We start from the raw sequence: 19,072 nt of genomic DNA, 5'->3' as shown, positions 1-19,072 counted from the left end.
TTTCAGTAATTTTTCTTTATAACATAATCGGCTCCTTTGATTCTTCAATATCGTCCTCGCTTTCAGGAATCCATGCTTTACTGAACTTTACGTCCTTAAACAAAGCGGCAAGACCTGTAATCTGCTTTAATCGTAAAATTTCATCCTTTTCCATTCCCAAATGCTTTGAAATCCACGAATCAGATCTTCCCAACTCATGCAGTTCTTTAACTATGTTACTCATAAGATCCACATCATGTGCTCCTCTTGCCCTGTTATGGCGTATCGTACTCGCCATTCTCTGATCAAGCGGTTTATTTATTACAGAAACAGGCAGTAATCCCTTTTCCCGCCTGTATATATCCTCATGCTCAAGCATAATGCGATACCTATGAAAACCGTCAACAATAACATATAAATCCTGCTTTTTGGAATAATAGCACACCACCGGCATTGTATATCCATCCTCCTTTATGCTATCATAAAGCAACTTCAGTTCCGGCGGTGCAACGGCATTTGGGTTATATGTATTCGGAATAATCTTGCTGATCGGTACAGCGATAACATTATAGACCGGACTTTTAAATTCCATTATAATAATTCCTCCAGACTTTTATACTTTCTCTTTATTCTGTCTATCCTTTCCCTTTGTTTTTTGGTTTCGCCAAAGCCCATTGTTTTACAATTATGGTCATTTTTAAGTATACATGCGCACATTCTCTTCCAGCTTGGGACAGATCTGGAAGTCATAATATCATCAGTATCGTCAGGTATATTTCCTATAAATACAATTCTCGATTTTTTATCAAGAGTATAATTTGAAATACCGTTTCTTTTTATATTATACCCATTCTCCAATAATTCTCTTATAGTCTCTTCAGACAGTCCGCCTCCTGTTTCATGCCAGAATTTAATTGAGGTTTTGAATTTTTCTTCATACCCCCTGCGTAAACGAGCAGGAAGCGTGTCCAGCAAAAACATTGTGTACGATTTCCAAGTATGCCCTTCCGGCAGCTTGATATTTCTATAACCCAAAGCCTTGGTTCTGCCGTAAATAGCAGTAAAATTCACTCCCTTGACTCGCCCCAGCAGTCTGCACCAAACTTCCGGCTCAAGTACTCTGTATAAATGCAGACTATCCTTTGCATAATCGTTGAACGGCGATGCAACCCGCATTTGATCCGGTTTTAATCCGGCTTTATAATACAAATCATAAAGCGGATTATAATCATAGCCGAATTTATAATTTGCAGCCCATACATCGTTTACAGACCAATCGTACATCGGAGATCCGCACCAGACATTACTGAACATTTTTGAAATAAAGCACATTCCGTAATAGCCGTACTTTTTATTTATAATTGAATTATATCGCTGAAGAGATTCCGAAGCTCTTATTCCTAACAGACATATAGTCTTTCCGCCGCCGTGAATCTCATGATACCATCTCCCGAATTGTTTTGCCAGTTTTTCCTGATGCATTTTATATTTATAATAATAAAACGGATTATTTTCAATATTTATAACATATGGCTTTTTAGGCATATCCCTTATCCAGATATCTTTTTTGGTGTCATCCCACGGATACCAGTACATCTCATAGCTGCTTAAAGCAGTTCTGGTTGCCATAGGAAGACATACCCAATAAGGCTCTATTTTATCAAGGTTTTTTTCAAAAGTATTTAATATATATTCTGTCGTAACTGAATATTGAGCCTCAAAGTCCTGATGGAATACTCCGATCTTTTTTTTAATATTGTTTTTTTTCGCATAATCAAGAACTAAATTAAGTAAAAGACCGCTATCCTTTCCTCCGCTGAAGGAAACATATATATTATCAAACTCCTGAAATATATACTCCATACGATTCTGAAAAGCCTCATATACATTAATATCCAAATTTTTTTTAATCATATTACCCACTCTTTAAAAATTAATGAAATAAGCTGATCCTGAAATATACAATGCACATTAAAATTTATAATATGATTATACACCTAATTTATACCAATTTCAACACTTTTTAATATATAATTTAAAAATAAAATGAATAATAACATTTATACAGGTGATTTTTTTGTATACAGGCAATTTGTTTATATGATAATAAAATATAAAACAGAAAAAAATAATACCGCCGAAAAGCTTTACCCGGCGGTATAAATTCTTATTATTCTATTTTTTATTTTTATATTTTTCACCGAAAATCTTTGGTTTGAGATATTTTATGTAAAGCTCAACGCATCCTGTAAGCGCATAATCATATATAAAGAAAACAAAGTTACAGAAAATCCAGAATATATAAATTCCATATTTTCCAAATGTCGCAAAATCATCAGCCATATCCGAAACTCCGAGTATATAAAGCGTTATCTGATAGTCTATTACAGCAATAATATTAAATAAAATAAATTTTATCAGAACTCTAATCAGCCTGAATCTGAGCTTCTCTATCGAATCCTTTATAATGGGATAATAGCCGAAAAGGAGAATAAATATTATAGCCGCTTCTTTATTCGGCGAAACAAAAATTGAAAGCAGACTAACTGCGGCATAAGTCAGAAAAGCCCATGATTTATTTACTTCAACTACAATTATCGTCATTAAAGCTCCGGCTATCATGGGAAGCGTCAGATAAAGAAAGGGCATAACGCCTGTCAAAAACATGGAAAAAATACAAAGGGAGGAAACAACGCCTCCCAATGCCACTCTATAGCTTACCTTATTCATATGCAATCGCACAGGCAATCTGCACAGATTAAAAACTGGCAGGCATTACACAGACAATTTGCCGTATTAGCGTTATTCTGTCCCGTATTATAAGGATTTCCATACATCTGACCGTTTCTTTTATTTTTCATCTGATTAAATGCAGCCTGATACTCCCTGTTAGAAGGCTCTATTCTTACCGCCTTTTCATAATAGCTATAAGCGTCGTTGAGCCAGCCTCTCGACAGGCAAACAGTGCCCTTCAAAAAGTTCCATTCAGCATTTGAGTCCTGACGGCTTCTTTCAAGCATATTATCAGCGTCAGTATAATTCCCTCTCTCAATCATGCTTCTGATCTCAATATAAGGATTTGCGTTTCCCGTATTGCTTCTTCTCTGATTCATTATCTCGTCATATGCGGCGTTTATATCCGCCATCTTTTCGTTAGCAATATCCTCCATAACACTGTTCCCAGACTGCATATCCGGATGATATTGCTGCGAAAGCTTTCTGTAAGCCTCTTTAACCTCCTCGTCGGAAGCGGAAGGCGAAATGCCTAAAACCTGATATGGATCTGTCATTTTTTAACTCCATTCTGCCGCTGTGCTAATATTTTTATAACCATGAAAATCTAAAAAACGGCAAATAAATATTTTCTGTCTTAATATAATTAACTTTTAACGTTCAAGTCCCGAACATCTTATCTCATCAGGATTATATGTGCAAGGAAGCAAATTGTTGTCATGAAGGCAATAGGCGCAATAAAATACAGGAATAACATATTTAACGCAGCAACCAACGCAACAACCGCAGGAAACAAGACCGCAGCACACACACCCTATATTCCTGATATGTTTTTTATCAAAGCAATGGTAACGCATTTTAAATATATCAACATAGGCCTTATGATAAACTCGGTTATTCGGTTCAAGCTTGTATGCTCTTTTATAATGTCCATACGCGTCGTTCATCCAGCCTTGTTCATGTCTAAACAACGCATATACATAATTCCATAACGCATAATCCTTCAGATTATAATTATCAAGAATTATCTGAACCTGATTAAACTCTTCTTTGTTTATCAAATCAATAATTTTCAAATATTCTTTATCAAATCTCTCTCTGTCCCCAATATTATTTTCATTAATCAAAATATTATACCCTACAAAACTATTTCACTGTTTTCTTGTTTTCTTAATCTTCGTTTTTTAGGCAAACTAAAGCTTTTTAAACCAAGATAAATAACGTTATCTATAATATCCTTGAATCTCTGTATTTTCATTTTACTATAATATTCTGCTATCATACACAGACTCATATTTATATTTTCATCAGCAAGCTTCTTAGCGTCGGAAACCCTGCTATGATACTTGAGAAGAACATTATAATTATTATGCTTTAAATCGTCTTCTGCGTCGTCATATGCGTCAGCAAGATAAACAAAACGTCCTAAATGATAACCTAATCCTTTAAGCTGTTCTGACTGTGTTGAATCTGACGATATTTGAGCGGCAAGCTCTGACATAATAACTGCCGTAGGCTCGCATGCCTGATCTATTGATTTACAGCTTTCGCTTTCAAGCTGAAGCTGTCTGTTCATTTCTATCTGAATTTTCTCAGCAGTTTCAGGATATTTCATAGCGGCCTTATTATATCCCTTAACCGATAATTTTCTGATAATTCTATATGGTATTGATTTTATAAACGAACAGTCTGATATGCTGTCACAGAGCTTCTGATATACAGAAATAACGGCAGCGGCCGCCGTAAAATCAAGCGCTTCCGTATTTTTTAGGCAAAGCCTTTTTTTTAAAGGATGAACTATACAGCGCTGAGGTTCAAAATACAGAGGATCAGTGTTATAAGAATTTGAAAGTATACCCAGAAAAGCGAAATCATAGCTTAGCATCATTCTGTATAGCTGGCCGTAATTCTCGCCGAGATTTTTACAAAGACCGCAGTAAAATCCTCCGTAGACCTGATACTCGCTGTATCTCATATACGGCTTGAAGGGACGGATATATCCAAACAAATTAATCATCCTTTAAGTTTTTATATAATTCATTTTAACAGAACTGCTGCGCATTGTCAATATAACCACAAAATTTTCATATTTTATTTATCTTATTTTCAGAATTTCTTCCGGAAGATTTATTATTATATATGAACATCAGTATTGCCGCCGTTATTATTACCGCATAACCGACAAAACTTAATTTATCCGGAATTTGACCGAATAAAACATATCCTATTGCCGCTGCAAATATTATCTGGGAATAATCATAAACGGATATTTCCTTTGCCGGAGCATAGCAATAAGCCGCCGTTATTGAAAACTGCCCTCCGGCGGCAGAAAGTCCTGCGCATAACAGATAAATCAACTGCCGAATCTCCATCTGCTGATAATTGAAAATAATATAGGGTAAGGTTACAAGACACGAAAATGCTGAAAAGAATAAAACAATAAACGGTCCTTTTTCTCCTTTACTTCCCAGATGCCTTACGGCTGTATATGCCGCGCCGGCTCCCATACCTCCGAGAAAACCAATAAAACCCGGTAGGAAGTCTATTCCCGTAAAGCTCGGCTTTATAATAAACAGGCTTCCGATAAATGCAGCGGCTACAGCTAAAGTCTGAAAAACCGATATTTTTTCCTTTAAAAATATAAACGAAAAAATAATAGCAAAAAAAGGCGACATTTTGTTAAGCATCGAAGCGTCGGAAAGTACAAGATGATCAATCGCATAAAAGTTACATAGTATACCGAGAGTTCCCGCTGCCGAACGTAATAAATGAAATTTAAGATTTCCCTTTCCCCATCTTATAGGAATATGATTTTTCTTTAAAACAATAATTGCAAAAATGACAGCGACAAAATTTCTGAAAAAGCTTTTCTGTATTGTAGGAAGATCTCCGGAAAGTCTTACAAACGTATTCATAAGCGCAAAACAGAACGCCGAAACAATTATATATAATACTCCTAAATGCTTTTTATTCATAATATCCCCTCCCCTGTAAAATGCACGTTCAATTTAAGAACAGGCATTTTTTCATCTGATTATGTATGAATCGTAATCCATACGTTTAAAAGCTTCCGCCGCTTCCCTTTTATCTGAAGAAGTCAATGATTTTCCGGTAAGCTCAGGAATGAAGGAAGTTTTATAAATATAAGTTTCCGCAATATCGCATACCTTTTCCGCCTTCTCTCCGGCGCTCATTGATGAAAAATCAATATTTTCATCTCCGCATTTTACAACCGATTTAAAATCCTCAACGTTTATTTCCAGAACTATTTTTTCAGTATCAAGTAAAATCGGCTGAAAAACCTCGCATGTCCCGTCAAACATTTCGGCAGCAGAAATCTCTATCCACATTTCACTGTTATTTGAATCGGCGGCAGCGGCGGTTTTATTCACAATATCTATTAAATCAAGATACCTGTTTTCATTTGTAACAGATTCCCCGATAGCGTCCAGACCAATTCGGCTGAACTGCGGAAATTCTACGTCTGCGGCAATTATGAATTCGAAGCCTGCCCCGGCAATTTCAGCGGTCAGAGATGAAAGATAATTACCTGAGGATGAAGCCGACGGCGAAAGCCACGGCTTTCCGCCCTTATTTTCATCCGCGTCATACCAAAGCTTACCGCTTTTTTTATCAATAAAGCCCGCCGACTTATCAGCTCTGGGATACATATTATCATTAAGCAGACTTAAAGAAGCGGCAGGCTTAAACCCGCGCGACTTTATTTTACTTACAATATCGTCCAGTTCAGGCTCAGATGTAACCTCCGCCATAATAGCGCCCTCGTTGGAGGAATTATAATTGAGCATTCCTCCTTTAATTTTTAGAGGAATAACTACCGTATTGTATGAATCGTCGATTCTGTCAAGCATACGCTCAAGCGTATCCATATCTTTAATTTCAGCCTCCGCCAGCCAGTAAGCTACGGTATCGTTATCGCCCGGAGCAGTATACGTTTCTGTCACCGGAACGGTTTCCGTTTCTGCTCCGGAAACGCTTTTTTCCTTTTCCGCTTCTCCGACCTTTGCAAACGGTTTTGCTACGCTGTAACCAATTAATGTAAAAAAGGATACGAGCGCCAGTGAAAACAAAATTGTAAACATATTATTTACAATATTAAAATTTCTTTTTGGCTTATAGACGTTTTGTTTTTTTCTCATTTTGTGCTCCAATAAACATACACCAATTTTTTACATTCTGTATATACTGTTATTATCGAACATGATTTTTATATTCAGTCTGTTTCAGACAGACGAATTTTTTACTGAAAAAGTGAAACGATAAATTAAAAAGGAGGAACGGGATTTAATGAAAATAGAAAAATTAAGCGATTGCTCCGTGAAAATTGTTTTATCCCAAATAGACCTTTACAATTACGACATACAATACGACGACTGGGACAGCGACAAAGCCACCGAATTCATACTATCCGTTGCTGATGAAATAACAGAAAAGCTTGGAGTCGATATAACTCGTGAAAAGCTATATGTCGAAATATTTTCAAGGATAAACGGATGTCTTATTTTTATATCGTTTCCGCCTAAAACTACGGCGTCAAAGCGCAGAAAATGCCGTCTTGTCTGTACATTTGATGATTTCGAAGCCCTTCAGGAATTTTGCCGTTTTATTAATGAAAAAATACCGGATATTATAAAATCCAGTATGCTTTTTTACAGCTCAAATTCATTAAGACTTATTATAGAAACATCCGAATCATATAAAAGTTTTATTTCAAATTCGATAAAGGGCCTTGGATCGGCTCAGGAAAGCGACGATTTCACAGATTCTGCCATGCAGGAATATTATGTTTGCGCAGAATGTAAGGACGCCGTTAAAAAAATAGCGTCCGTATAAATTATCGTATAGATTCAACCGCTTTTTTCATATTTTCCGATCTGAACAGATAATTTCCGGCCACAAGTATATCCGCTCCGGCTTCGGAAGCGGCTTTTGCGGTATTTTGATTAATACCGCCGTCAACCTGAATTTTTACATCCAGATTATTTGCTTTTATATATCTGTAAGCTTTTTTGATTTTATCAGTCATTTTATCAATATACGCCTGTCCTCCGAATCCCGGTTCCACAGTCATTATCAAAAGAAGATCTATATTGCTAATAAAAGGAATAACTTTTTCAAATTCTGTATTAGGTTTAATCGAGAGTCCCGCTCTGATTCCGCATTTTTTTATCGTCTCAATGGTTTTCTCCGTACTGCTTTCGCTTTCCAGATGGAATGTAATAATATCGGCCCCGGCTTTTGCAAACCTTTCTATATACTTAATAGGCTCAGAAATCATCAAATGAACGTCAAGACATATGTCGGTGCATTTTTTTACTGCCTCAAGCATAGGAAAGCCGAAGGAAATATTATTGACAAAAACGCCGTCCATAACGTCGAAATGCAGCATATCCGAACCGCTTTCCACCACTTTTCCGATTTCATTTTTCAAATCCAAAAGATCCGCGCTCAATATAGATGCAGACACCAAATTTTTCATTTTATACTCCATATACTGCTGAATATTCAGCTCCGCTCATTATGGCCGGCGGCTGACCTGACTTGAAATAATTTACTATCATACATTATATAATATTATTCATAAGCCGTCAACCTCTGCGGCGTCATTTAACCTATAAATTCGCGGATAAGCGAAGTTTCCGGTACATTTTTTTCGCTCATCGGCAATATGAATCTAAAAAATTCAACAATATTTTTATAGTAATCATTATTGATTAATCTGTCCCGAACCTGTGTCAGCTTATTTTCCAAACAATTTTTATATACCGGCACCTCATAAGGCATAAACGTATCTATCTGAAAATCAGCTCTGCTCTTAAAAGGCAGAATATACTTATTTTCACCCTCGGAAACGCTTTCAAAATAGCTGAAAACCGATTCAATATCCCGCCCTCTGAACAGGCAGTCTCGGCATAATCTTCTCATTAACCTTATCATTCTGGGATGCAGAGTTCTGTTATTATCTGATTTAAGCCTTGTGCGAACACTGATATACGCGCATACCGCAAAATCGCCGCAATCTCCTGTAACCAGCGGATTCAATGCGTGTATACCTTCCAATATAGCTATACTGCCCTTATTTCTTTTATATGGTATATAACCGCTTCTTTCCTGAGATTTGAAATCAAATACAGGCATCATAAATTCTCTTCCGTTTTTCAAAGCGTTAAGATGCTCCTTCAAAAGATCAAGATCGGTACAATATGGCGATTCAAGATCTACGTTGCCATATTTATCTTTAGGCATATCGGGCGAATTATTTGAACGAAAATAATTATCAAGAGATATAACGCTGCTTTCGCAATTGAATTCCCTGAATAATAAATTCGATATTTCATTGGCGGTAGAAGTTTTTCCGGAACCGGACGGTCCTGATATAAGCAATACCGGATGAGTATCCTTTTTTTTCGTTACATTACTGCAAAGATTCAAAATTTGATTCTGGTAATTTATCTCCGATTCACGGACTAGCCTTTCGGCGTCCTCATATATTATTTTATTAATAAAATTAATATTCAAACATTTCATAATTTAAGCGGCCTTTCTATATTAATGGTTTTATTATACAATAAATTTTCAGTTTTATCAACATAAATCTAAAAATTCATTTATCTTAAATTAAGTAATAATGTACAAATCAATACTTCAAAAATCTACAAAAAGTTACAAAATAACTTGTTAAAATCAGAAAACTATATACTTTTTTATAAAAGAATGATATAATTAGATGATAATCAATGCTTATGCATTTTTACATCAAACGGAAAGAGGAAAGTAAAACAATGTTTTTTCAAAAGGACATCGAAACAATGCCGCGAAAATCAATCGAAAAAATACAGCTTGAAAGATTAAAGTGGCTTGTCGATTATTGCAGCAGAAATGTGAAATTTTATCATGACAGACTTGAAAGAGCCGGCGTTACGGCGGATAAAATCAAGTCTCTTGAAGATATACAGTACATACCGTATACCACAAAGGAAGATATCCGCGACAACTACCCTTTCGGTCTTTTCGGACAGCCTGTTAATAAAATTATAAGAATTCACGCCTCAAGCGGCACTACCGGAAAACCGACCGTCGTAGGGTACACTAAAAACGATATTGAAAACTGGAGCGACTGCATGGCAAGACTCTGTATGGCGGCAGGAGCGTCTGAAGACGACATAATTCAGATAGCCTTCGGATACGGTCTTTTTACCGGAGCGCTTGGACTTCATTACGGTCTGGAAAAAATAGGCGCGACGGTTGTGCCGACCTCAAGCGGAAACACGGAAAAGCAAATAATGCTTATGCAGGATTTTAAGACATCGGGACTCGTATCCACTCCGTCCTATGCGCAGTACATAGGAGAAACCGCAAAGGAAATGGGAGTTATAGATAAAATAAATCTGCGTCTGGGCCTTTTCGGCTCTGAGGGCTGCACAGAAGAAATGAGAAGTCAGATCGAAAAAACGCTCGGTCTTTTTGCGACTGATAATTACGGCATGAGCGAGCTTATGGGTCCGGGTGTTTCGGGAGAATGCGAGCTAAGATGCGGAATGCATATCAACGAGGATCATTTCCTTGCCGAAGTTATTGATCCGCATACTCTTCAGGTTCTTCCCAAAGGAGCTCAGGGAGAGCTTGTTGTAACCACGCTCTCTAAGGAAGGTATTCCTATGCTCAGGTACAGGACAAAGGACATTACCAAAATAGACTATGAGCCTTGCAAATGCGGCAGAACCTTTGCAAGAATGGCTAAAATTATGGGAAGAACGGACGATATGCTTAAAATCAGAGGCGTTAACGTATTTCCGTCTCAGATTGAAAGCGTTCTTATGGGCTTTGAGCAGATTGCTCCGCACTATCAGCTTGTTATAACAAGATCGAATTTTTCTGATCATTTAGAGGTAAAGGTCGAGCTTGCCGATAGCTCTCTGCTTGAAAACTATGCCGCTCTTGAATCGCTGAGATGTTCGATTCATCATAATCTAAAAACAGTTCTGGGCATCGAAACAAAGGTATCTCTTGTTGAGCATAAATCCCTTGAAAGATTTCAGGGTAAAGCCAAAAGAATACTTGATTTGAGAAGCCAATGACCAAGACTCTATTTGTTTCTGATCTTGACGGTACGCTTCTCAACGAAAAAGCAGATATCAGCGATAAAGCCGCGGACATACTCAACGATTTAATTGAAAATGGACTCAATTTCACTTTTGCTACGGCAAGAACCGCAGCTTCCGCTTTGAAAATAACCGAAAAGCTGAATTTAAAGCTTCCCTGTATTCTGATGAACGGAGTAAGCATATACGATACCGTTACCGGCAGATATATGAAAAATGCATACATAAAACCAGAAAATGCGCTGGCTGTGTCAGAAATATTCAAAAGGCATAATCTGCATCCCTTTATGTATAAAATTGAAAGAGATATGCTGTATGCCGTATATTCTGATTTTTCAAACAGGGCTATGAAAGATTTTTATGCTGTCAGAAGGGATAAATATGACAAACCTTTTATCAAATGCAGCGATCTTTCTGAAGCGGCAGACTCCGGTACCGTATATTTCACCATTTTAGACAGCTACGAAAAACTGCTTCCGGTTAAATGTGAAATAGAAAAAAACAAAGGCGTAAAGCTCGCCTTTTACAGAGACGTTTATCATAAGGAATACTGGTTTCTGGAGGTATTCGGCTCCGCAGCCTCAAAATATAATGCCGTGGTTTTCCTGAAAAATTACGGGGCATACGAAAGTATAACGGGCTTTGGAGATAACTTAAACGACATTCCTCTGTTTAATGCCTGCGACAGAAAAATTGCCGTAGGAAACGCAAAAAATGAACTGAAAGATATTGCCGACTATGTAATCGGAGATAATAATTCCGATTCGGTCGCTTTATGGATAAAAGATAATTATCTGAAAGAAAGGATTTGAATTAATGAAAAGATTAATGCTTGGCAATGAAGCCTTTGCAAGAGGTTTATATGAAAGCGGATGCCGGCTTATTTCAAGCTATCCGGGCACTCCATCCACAGAAATTACAGAATACGGCGCCAAATACGAGGAAATGTATGCAGAGTGGGCGCCTAATGAAAAGGTGGCTATGGAAACCGCTATAGGAGCGTCAATTGCGGGAGCAAGAAGCTTTTGCGGAATGAAGCACGTCGGTCTAAACGTTGCCGCCGATCCGCTTTATACCGCCGCATACACGGGAGTTACCGGCGGACTGGTTATTGCCGTTGCAGATGATCCGGGTATGCACTCTTCGCAGAATGAACAGGACAGCCGTCACCATGCGATAGCTTCTAAGGTACTTATGCTGGAACCCTCCGATTCTTCAGAATGCAAGGACTTTGTAAAGGCCGGCTTCGAGCTTTCTGAACAGTTTGATACTCCCGTTATTGTCAGACTTTCAACCAGAGTATCACATTCACAGAGCATAGTAGAGCTTTGCGAAAGAAAAAATGTTCCGGTCAAGCCCTATGTTAAAAATCCTCAGAAATATGTAATGATGCCCGCGTTTGCAAAGGGACGTCATGCGGTCGTTGAAGAGAGAACAAAAAAGTTGATTGAATACGCTGAAACCTCTCCTCTTAACAGCACGGAAATTAACGATGGCGGCATAGGCGTTATAACAAGCGGCGTCGCTTATCAATATGCAAAGGAGGCTCTAGGCGACAGTGCGTCTTACCTGAAATTAGGTATAGTAAATCCCCTGCCTGCCGATTTAATAAAGAATTTTGCGAAAAAATTTAAAACAATATACGTTATAGAAGAGCTCGACGATATTATAGAAACGCATTGTAAAAAGCTTGGAATAAATGTTATCGGAAAAGAGCTTTTCGGATTTATAGGGGAGCTTTCCCAGTCCATTATCAAAGAAAAGCTTTTAGGCATAAAAAACGAATTTACAGAATTTTCAGCGAACGTTCCGGTAAGACCTCCGGTTATGTGCGCAGGATGTCCGCACAGAGGCTTATTCTATTCTTTGGCTAAGAATAATATCACAGTTTCAGGAGATATAGGCTGTTATACGCTCGGAGCCGCGGCTCCCCTTAATTCTATGGATTCAACAATTTGTATGGGCGCTTCCATTTCCGCTCTCCACGGCATGAATAAAATAATGGGTAAAGACGGAGAAAACAAAAACGTTGCAGTTATAGGCGATTCTACCTTTATCCACAGCGGCATTACAGGACTTATCAATATTGCGTATAATGCGACAAATTCAACAGTTATAATACTTGACAACTCCATTACCGGAATGACCGGTCATCAGCAGAACCCGACAACAGGCTATAACCTTAAGGGCGATCCGGCTTCAAAGGTATCGCTTGAAGCGTTATGTAAAGCTGTCGGAATCGAAAGAGTAAGAGTTGTTGATCCGTATAATATGAAGGAAACTGAAGCCGCGGTGCTTGAAGAGCTTGAAATTGAAGAACCTTCCGTTATTATATCAAGACGTCCCTGCGCGCTTCTTAAATATGTTAAGCATAAGCCGGCTCTTAACGTAAACAAGGATAAATGCAGAACATGTAAACTATGTCTGAAAATCGGATGTCCGGCTATTTCAATCAAGGACGGCAAGGCTGATATAGACAAAACCTTGTGCGTAGGCTGCGGAATCTGTACTGAAATGTGCAGGTTTGACGCTATTACTGAATAAGACGGAGGTTTTAAAGAATATGGAAACTAAATCAATTATGATAGTCGGCGTCGGCGGTCAGGGCAGTCTGCTGGCATCCAGAATAATCGGAAACGTTCTGCTTTCTCAGGGCTATGACGTAAAAGTAAGCGAGGTTCACGGTATGTCTCAGAGAGGCGGCTCCGTTGTAACTTATGTAAAATACGGCGACAAGGTTTATTCTCCCGTAATCGAAAAGGGTGAAGCAGATATCATCGTTTCATTCGAGTTGCTCGAAGCCGCAAGGTGGGTTTCTTATCTGAAAAAAAACGGTCATCTTATAACATCAACACAGACGCTTGATCCTATGCCTGTAATTACCGGTAATGCCGAATATCCGGCTGATATAGCGGAAAAAATCGAAGCGCTTGGTATAGATATAATAGCTGCCGACGCTCTTTCACTCGCTGAGAAAGCAGGTAACGCAAAGGCTTCAAACGTTGTTTTAATGGGCGTTATAGCTTCAAAAATGAGCTTTGATGAAAACGTCTGGAAAGACGCTATAAGAACCTGCGTACCTGAAAAATTCCTTGAGCTTAATCTTAAAGCCTTTGATCTGGGAAAAAATTTCAAATAAGGGAGCGGCGGATTTATGAAAAATTATTGGAATAAAAGTATGGAGTGCGCAACTCATGATGAAATGCGCGCTCTTCAGAGCTTCAGGCTTTCTCAGACAGTAAGACGCGTATATGAAAATGTTCCTTATTACCGCGAAAGAATGGAACAGGCCGGTGTTTCTCCAAAAGATATACATGGAATAGACGATTTGAAAAAGCTGCCGTTTACCATGAAACAGGATCTCAGGGATACATATCCGTACGGATTGTTTGCCGTTCCTATGGAAGACGTCGTAAGGCTTCATGCCTCCAGCGGTACGACGGGAAAGCAAATTGTCGTCGGCTATACGGAAAACGATCTCGACATATGGGCGGAATGCTGCGCCAGAGCTCTTACTGCCGCCGGAGCTACAAATAAAGACTTTATGCATGTATCATACGGATACGGTTTGTTTACCGGCGGTTTAGGACTGCACGGCGGAGCTGAAAAGGTGGGTATGACGGTTATTCCGGTATCAACAGGAAATACTAAACGTCAGATTAATATAATCAAGGATTTCGGCTCTACTTTTATCTGCTGTACGCCGTCTTATGCCCTGTTTCTCGCAGAAACTATGGAAGAAATGGGTATATCAAAGGATCAGATAAAGCTTAAAGCAGGACTGTTCGGAGCCGAACCTTGGACAGAGGAAATGCGTACGGAAATTGAACGGAAGCTCGGATTAAAGGCTCATGATATTTACGGTCTTACAGAAATAATAGGTCCCGGAGTAGCTTTTGAATGCAGCGAACAAACCGGTATGCATATTAATGAGGATCATTTTATCGCTGAAACCATTGATCCCGATACAGGAGAAACGCTTCCTGAGGGAGAACAGGGAGAAATAGTGTTCACCTGTATTACAAAGGAGGCCTTTCCCCTGCTGAGATACAGAACAAGAGACATCGGAATACTCAAACGCGAAAAATGCTCGTGCGGCAGAACCTTGATCAAAATGATGAAGCCAGCCGGCCGTTCAGACGATATGCTTATAATCAGAGGTGTTAACGTATTTCCGTCTCAGGTCGAAAGCGTATTGCTTCAGCTTGGAAATACTGCTCCTTATTATCAGCTTATCGTGGACAGAATCGACAATACCGACACTCTTGAAATACAGGTTGAAATATCCCCGGAAATGTTCTCGGATACTGTAAAAAGCCTTGAGGATCAGGAAAAAATAATCAAAAACGCAATAGATTCTACGCTTGGCATTTCTGCAAAAATACGTCTTGTAGAGCCCAAAACCATTCAGAGAACTGAAGGTAAAGCGGTAAGAGTAATCGACAGACGCAAATAAAGGAGGATATCTTATGATTAAACAAATTTCTATTTTCGTTGAAAATAAACCCGGTAGGCTTAAGGCTATGACTAATATACTCAAAGACAACAAGATTGATATCCGCGCTCTTTCAATTGCGGATACCAAGGACTTCGGAATTTTGAGACTTATTGTAAACGATCCTGAAAAAGCATGCGGCGCTCTAAAGGACGCCGACTGTACCGTTACTATTACCGATGTGCTTGCAGTCGGCGTTGAAGACAATCCAGGCGGACTTGCCAAAGTTATGGATACGCTTTATGCAAATAAAATAAGCGTGGAATATATGTATGCGTTTGTAAGCAAATCCGAAAATATCGCCTATGTTATATTAAGAGTCGCCGATAACGAAGCGGCTGCCGAGGTTTTAAGCAGCGCAGGTATTAAGCTTTTAACAAGTCAGGAAATTTATGATATGTAATATTAAGGGAGGACTTTATGGGAATTTTTAATAAGATCGGCGACGCTGTTAGCGACGCCAGCCGAAATATGAATGAAAAAACAAAAAACCTGTCAGATACAGGAAATCTGAAAAGAAAAATTATTTACGAGGAAGAAAGAATCCTTGAAATATTTTCAGACATCGGAAGAACTTATTATAAAACGCCTGAAAATATTGATGAATTGAAGGCTTACTGTGAAGATATTGATACGCGTAAACGCAGAATCAAAAAAATGAAATTTGAGCTGCAAAGCCTTAAAGGCGTTAAGGTCTGCCCGAAATGCCAGTCGGAGGTAATGGACAAATTCCAGTTCTGCGGCGTTTGCGGCGCAAAGCTTCCCGTATCCGAAGAGGATTTCGATTAATATTCAATAAAAATATCCCTTTTGCCAAAAAAGCTGATTTATAAATAAACAGCGACAGCAAAAAGGGATATTTTTATTTATTCAAAGGAGAAAGAACTGTTTTTCCGCGAGTCAGCGATTCCTTTACAAGTATAATTCTCTGATTCTCAGAGCCTCTGAATTTAAGGCATAAATTTCTTTGAGCAAGAATAAATTCACCGTCAACCAAAACGTCAATCATAGAAATAAACTCGTCCGTAACCTCGCAGTGCGCCTTTCCTTTTTTATTCAATATATCGGTTTCAAAAGTATAACCACTATAGCACCATATATTTTTTTCAGGATAAAGTCCTTTTATTTTTCTTAAAAGATCTATAAGACATCTCTGATTACAAACCTCAAGAGGCTCGCCTCCTATTAAAGTCAATCCGGAAATATAAACCGGTTCGACTGCTTTTATTATTTCACTGCATGTATCCTCTGTAAAAGGTAAACCATAATTAAAATCCCATGTTTTCTCATTAAAGCAGCCCCTGCAACGATGTGTGCAGCCGGAAACGAATAAAGATACTCTGACTCCCGTTCCGTTAGCAATATCTGTTTTTTTAATTTCGGCGTAATTCATAATTAATTCTCCGTAAATAAAAGACTGCCGCCTATTAAGCGGCAGAGCTTTTCTTATAAATGCATTACTCTTTCTTTTATTTCCTGAGTACGTCCCTGATTCCAGAACTGAGTACCTATATAACCGCAGGTTCTTCTGGCAACATTCATTCTGTCCTGATCTGTATTGCCGCAGTTTGGGCATTGCCACACAAGCTTTCCATGTATATCAGTTATTATCTGTATTTCACCGTCGAATCCGCATTCGCGGCAATAATCGCTTTTCGTATTAAGCTCGGCATACATTATATTATCATAAATATGCTGCATTACCGCCAGAACGGCTTCTATATTATTCTGCATATTAGGAACCTCAACATAACTCACCGCTCCACCCGGCGACAGTTTCTGAAACTGAGCCTCAAAGGTAAGCTTACTGAAAGCGTCAATATCCTCGGTCACATGAATATGATAGCTGTTAGTTATATAATTCCTGTCTGTAACTCCGGGTATTATTCCGAAACGTTTCTGAAGACATTTTGAAAATTTATATGTGGTAGATTCCAAAGGCGTTCCGTAAAGACTGAAGGCGATATTAGTTTCCTCAGCCCACCGGCTGCAAGCCTCGTTTAAATGCTTCATAACAGAAAGCGCAAAAGGAGTAGCCTCCGGATCCGTATGTGATTTTCCCGTCATATATCTTGTACATTCGCAAAGTCCGGCATATCCCAAGGAAATAGTCGAATAGCCATTATAAAGAAGCTTATCAATAGTTTCACCCTTTTTAAGACGCGCAAGAGCTCCATACTGCCACAAAATGGGAGCAACATCCGAAGGTGTTCCAAGCAGCCTTTCATGTCTGCACATCAGAGCCTCCCTGCAAAGCTCAAGACGTTCATCAAATATTTTCCAGAATCTTTCTTCGTCTCCGTTCGACGAGCACGCTATATCCACAAGGTTAAGAGTAACGACTCCCTGATTAAATCTTCCGTAATATTTAGGAGCGGCGTTTTCATCAACATAAGGAGTCAGAAAGCTCCGACAGCCCATACATGGATAGCAATTACCGTTGCCGTTTGCGTCTATCTTAAGCTCCAGCATCTTTTTCTCTGATATATAATCCGGAACCATTCTCTTTGCCGTGCATTCAGCAGCCAATTTAGTAATATCCCAGTATTTTGTTCCTTCGCGTATATTGTCCTCTTCCAGAACATAAATCAGTTTAGGAAAAGCAGGAGTTATATAAACGCCGCTTTCATTTTTTACGCCCAGTATACGCTGACGCAGCATTTCCTCTATCACAAGCGCAAGATCATCTCTGAGCCTACCCTCTTCTACCTCGTTCAGATACATAAAAACAGTTACAAAAGGCGCTTGTCCGTTGGTAGTCATCAAAGTAATAACCTGATATTGAATCATCTGTACTCCGCGTTTAATTTCTTCCTTTACACGCATTTCGGCTATTTCATTTATTTTATCTTCATTGAGAGGTATTCCGGCTTCTTTAAATTCATTATATACTATTTTTCTCAGCTTTTGTCTGCTTACGTCGACAAACGGAGCAAGATGCGATAAGGTAATGCTCTGTCCTCCGTACTGCGAGCTGGCTATCTGAGCGATACTCTGGGTTGCGATATTACATGCAGTCGAAAAGCTCTTAGGTCTTTCTATCATTACTTCGCTTATAACAGTGCCGTTCTGAAGCATATCGTCAAGGTTTACCAAACAGCAGTTGTGCATATGCTGAGCAAAATAATCGGCGTCATGAAAATGTATAATTCCCTCTTCATGCGCCTTCACAATCTCCTCCGGCAAAAGAAAACGCCTTGTTATATCCTTACTGACCTCTCCCGCCATATAATCGCGCTGCACGCTGTTAATAACCGGATTTTTATTGGAATTTTCCTGCTTTACTTCCTCATTATTGCATTCTATCAGACTAAGTATCTGCTCGTCTGTTGAATTAGATTTTCTTACCAGACTTCTTTTATATCTATATGTAATATATTTTCTGGCAACCTCGAAGGCCTGATATTCCATGATCTTATTTTCCACAAGATCCTGAATTTCTTCAACGTTTAAAGTTCTTCCGATATTCTCACATAAATTCTTAATATATTTTGAAATATCTTTTATTTGTTCAACGGTCAGCCTTGCATTTTCGGCCGCTTCCCTGTTTGCCTTAGATACGGCGGAATCAATTTTTGAGGCGTCAAAATCCACCTCAATACCGCTCCTCTTTATAATTTTCATATAAACCTCCCTCAAGCCAAAACACAATATGTAGTGTTTTAAGTTTCTGTAAAACACTACATATTGTATTATACCATATAAACGTTAAAAGTCAAGGCTAATTGGAAAGAAAATATGC

20 protein-coding genes are annotated in these 19,072 nt (G+C 38.6%); 8 read left to right on the top strand and 12 right to left on the bottom strand.

What is annotated here, in order from left to right:
- Positions 1-16 precede the first annotated feature (16 nt).
- The 8 genes from ACYQ0N_RS06140 to ACYQ0N_RS06105 form a co-directional block, all read right to left on the bottom strand.
- Positions 17-571, bottom strand: a complete 555-nt coding sequence (locus tag ACYQ0N_RS06140; protein WP_177531523.1) for an IbrB-like domain-containing protein — start codon at positions 569-571, stop codon at positions 17-19.
- Positions 571-1,893, bottom strand: coding sequence for a phosphoadenosine phosphosulfate reductase (locus ACYQ0N_RS06135; protein ID WP_460162130.1), 1,323 nt, complete (start codon positions 1,891-1,893; stop codon positions 571-573). Before ACYQ0N_RS06135 ends, ACYQ0N_RS06140 begins: the two co-directional genes overlap by 1 nt.
- A 261-nt stretch (positions 1,894-2,154) precedes the next feature.
- The gene (locus ACYQ0N_RS06130) at positions 2,155-2,709 is read right to left on the bottom strand and encodes a hypothetical protein (protein WP_177531521.1); all 555 of its coding nucleotides are present in this window, start codon (positions 2,707-2,709) and stop codon (positions 2,155-2,157) included.
- Positions 2,706-3,269, bottom strand: a complete 564-nt coding sequence (locus ACYQ0N_RS06125) for a J domain-containing protein (protein WP_177531520.1) — start codon at positions 3,267-3,269, stop codon at positions 2,706-2,708. Before ACYQ0N_RS06125 ends, ACYQ0N_RS06130 begins: the two co-directional genes overlap by 4 nt.
- A gap of 96 nt (positions 3,270-3,365) precedes the next feature.
- Positions 3,366-3,839, bottom strand: a complete 474-nt coding sequence (locus ACYQ0N_RS06120) for a hypothetical protein (RefSeq protein ID WP_460162129.1) — start codon at positions 3,837-3,839, stop codon at positions 3,366-3,368.
- A gap of 11 nt (positions 3,840-3,850) precedes the next feature.
- Positions 3,851-4,720 carry a DUF5685 family protein gene (locus ACYQ0N_RS06115; protein WP_460162128.1) on the bottom strand — a complete coding sequence of 290 codons (870 nt, stop codon included), beginning with the start codon at positions 4,718-4,720 and terminating at the stop codon, positions 3,851-3,853.
- Positions 4,721-4,796: 76 nt separating this feature from the next.
- Positions 4,797-5,687, bottom strand: a complete 891-nt coding sequence (locus ACYQ0N_RS06110; RefSeq protein WP_460162127.1) for a DMT family transporter — start codon at positions 5,685-5,687, stop codon at positions 4,797-4,799.
- A gap of 51 nt (positions 5,688-5,738) precedes the next feature.
- Positions 5,739-6,872 carry a putative glycoside hydrolase gene (locus ACYQ0N_RS06105; protein ID WP_460162126.1) on the bottom strand — a complete coding sequence of 378 codons (1,134 nt, stop codon included), beginning with the start codon at positions 6,870-6,872 and terminating at the stop codon, positions 5,739-5,741.
- Positions 6,873-7,020: 148 nt separating this feature from the next.
- Between ACYQ0N_RS06105 and ACYQ0N_RS06100 the strand changes: the two genes are divergently transcribed.
- On the top strand, positions 7,021-7,566 hold the full coding sequence (locus ACYQ0N_RS06100) for an adaptor protein MecA (RefSeq protein WP_177531515.1): 546 nt from the start codon (positions 7,021-7,023) through the stop codon (positions 7,564-7,566).
- A 1-nt stretch (position 7,567) separates the two neighbouring features.
- Here the strand turns inward: ACYQ0N_RS06100 and rpe are convergent, their stop codons facing one another.
- Positions 7,568-8,212 carry a ribulose-phosphate 3-epimerase gene (gene rpe, locus ACYQ0N_RS06095; RefSeq protein WP_177531514.1) on the bottom strand — a complete coding sequence of 215 codons (645 nt, stop codon included), beginning with the start codon at positions 8,210-8,212 and terminating at the stop codon, positions 7,568-7,570.
- A 128-nt stretch (positions 8,213-8,340) separates the two neighbouring features.
- Entirely contained in the window at positions 8,341-9,261 is a 921-nt protein-coding gene (locus tag ACYQ0N_RS06090; RefSeq protein ID WP_177531513.1) for a uridine kinase family protein, read from the bottom strand.
- Positions 9,262-9,515: 254 nt separating this feature from the next.
- Between ACYQ0N_RS06090 and ACYQ0N_RS06085 the strand changes: the two genes are divergently transcribed.
- The 7 genes from ACYQ0N_RS06085 to ACYQ0N_RS06055 are packed head-to-tail and all read left to right on the top strand — an operon-like array spanning position 9,516 to position 16,119.
- Positions 9,516-10,811, top strand: a complete 1,296-nt coding sequence (locus ACYQ0N_RS06085; protein WP_177531512.1) for a phenylacetate--CoA ligase family protein — start codon at positions 9,516-9,518, stop codon at positions 10,809-10,811.
- The gene (locus ACYQ0N_RS06080; protein WP_460162125.1) at positions 10,808-11,647 is read left to right on the top strand and encodes an HAD-IIB family hydrolase; all 840 of its coding nucleotides are present in this window, start codon (positions 10,808-10,810) and stop codon (positions 11,645-11,647) included. Before ACYQ0N_RS06085 ends, ACYQ0N_RS06080 begins: the two co-directional genes overlap by 4 nt.
- Positions 11,648-11,651: 4 nt before the next feature.
- Positions 11,652-13,379, top strand: coding sequence for an indolepyruvate ferredoxin oxidoreductase subunit alpha (iorA, locus tag ACYQ0N_RS06075; RefSeq protein WP_460162124.1), 1,728 nt, complete (start codon positions 11,652-11,654; stop codon positions 13,377-13,379).
- Positions 13,380-13,398: 19 nt separating this feature from the next.
- Positions 13,399-13,974 carry an indolepyruvate oxidoreductase subunit beta gene (locus tag ACYQ0N_RS06070; RefSeq protein WP_177531509.1) on the top strand — a complete coding sequence of 192 codons (576 nt, stop codon included), beginning with the start codon at positions 13,399-13,401 and terminating at the stop codon, positions 13,972-13,974.
- 15 nt (positions 13,975-13,989) lie between these two features.
- Positions 13,990-15,291, top strand: a complete 1,302-nt coding sequence (locus ACYQ0N_RS06065; RefSeq protein ID WP_177531508.1) for a phenylacetate--CoA ligase family protein — start codon at positions 13,990-13,992, stop codon at positions 15,289-15,291.
- 13 nt (positions 15,292-15,304) lie between these two features.
- On the top strand, positions 15,305-15,733 hold the full coding sequence (locus ACYQ0N_RS06060) for an ACT domain-containing protein (RefSeq protein WP_177531507.1): 429 nt from the start codon (positions 15,305-15,307) through the stop codon (positions 15,731-15,733).
- Between the two features lie 17 nt (positions 15,734-15,750).
- Positions 15,751-16,119: a zinc-ribbon domain-containing protein gene (locus ACYQ0N_RS06055; RefSeq protein ID WP_177531506.1), complete on the top strand. Its 369-nt coding sequence runs from the start codon at positions 15,751-15,753 to the stop codon at positions 16,117-16,119.
- Between the two features lie 73 nt (positions 16,120-16,192).
- Here ACYQ0N_RS06055 and nrdG read toward each other — a convergent pair whose 3' ends face one another.
- Positions 16,193-16,723, bottom strand: a complete 531-nt coding sequence (nrdG, locus tag ACYQ0N_RS06050) for an anaerobic ribonucleoside-triphosphate reductase activating protein (protein ID WP_460162123.1) — start codon at positions 16,721-16,723, stop codon at positions 16,193-16,195.
- Between the two features lie 53 nt (positions 16,724-16,776).
- Positions 16,777-18,954 (bottom strand): anaerobic ribonucleoside-triphosphate reductase, encoded by a 2,178-nt coding sequence (gene nrdD / locus ACYQ0N_RS06045; RefSeq protein ID WP_460162122.1) that lies wholly within the window; start codon positions 18,952-18,954, stop codon positions 16,777-16,779.
- Positions 18,955-19,072 lie beyond the last annotated feature (118 nt).

It is taken from the genome of Ruminococcus sporogenes (genome assembly GCF_054655175.1).
Note: the sequence above shows the minus strand (reverse complement) of the source record. Positions and strands in the feature narration are given on the sequence as shown.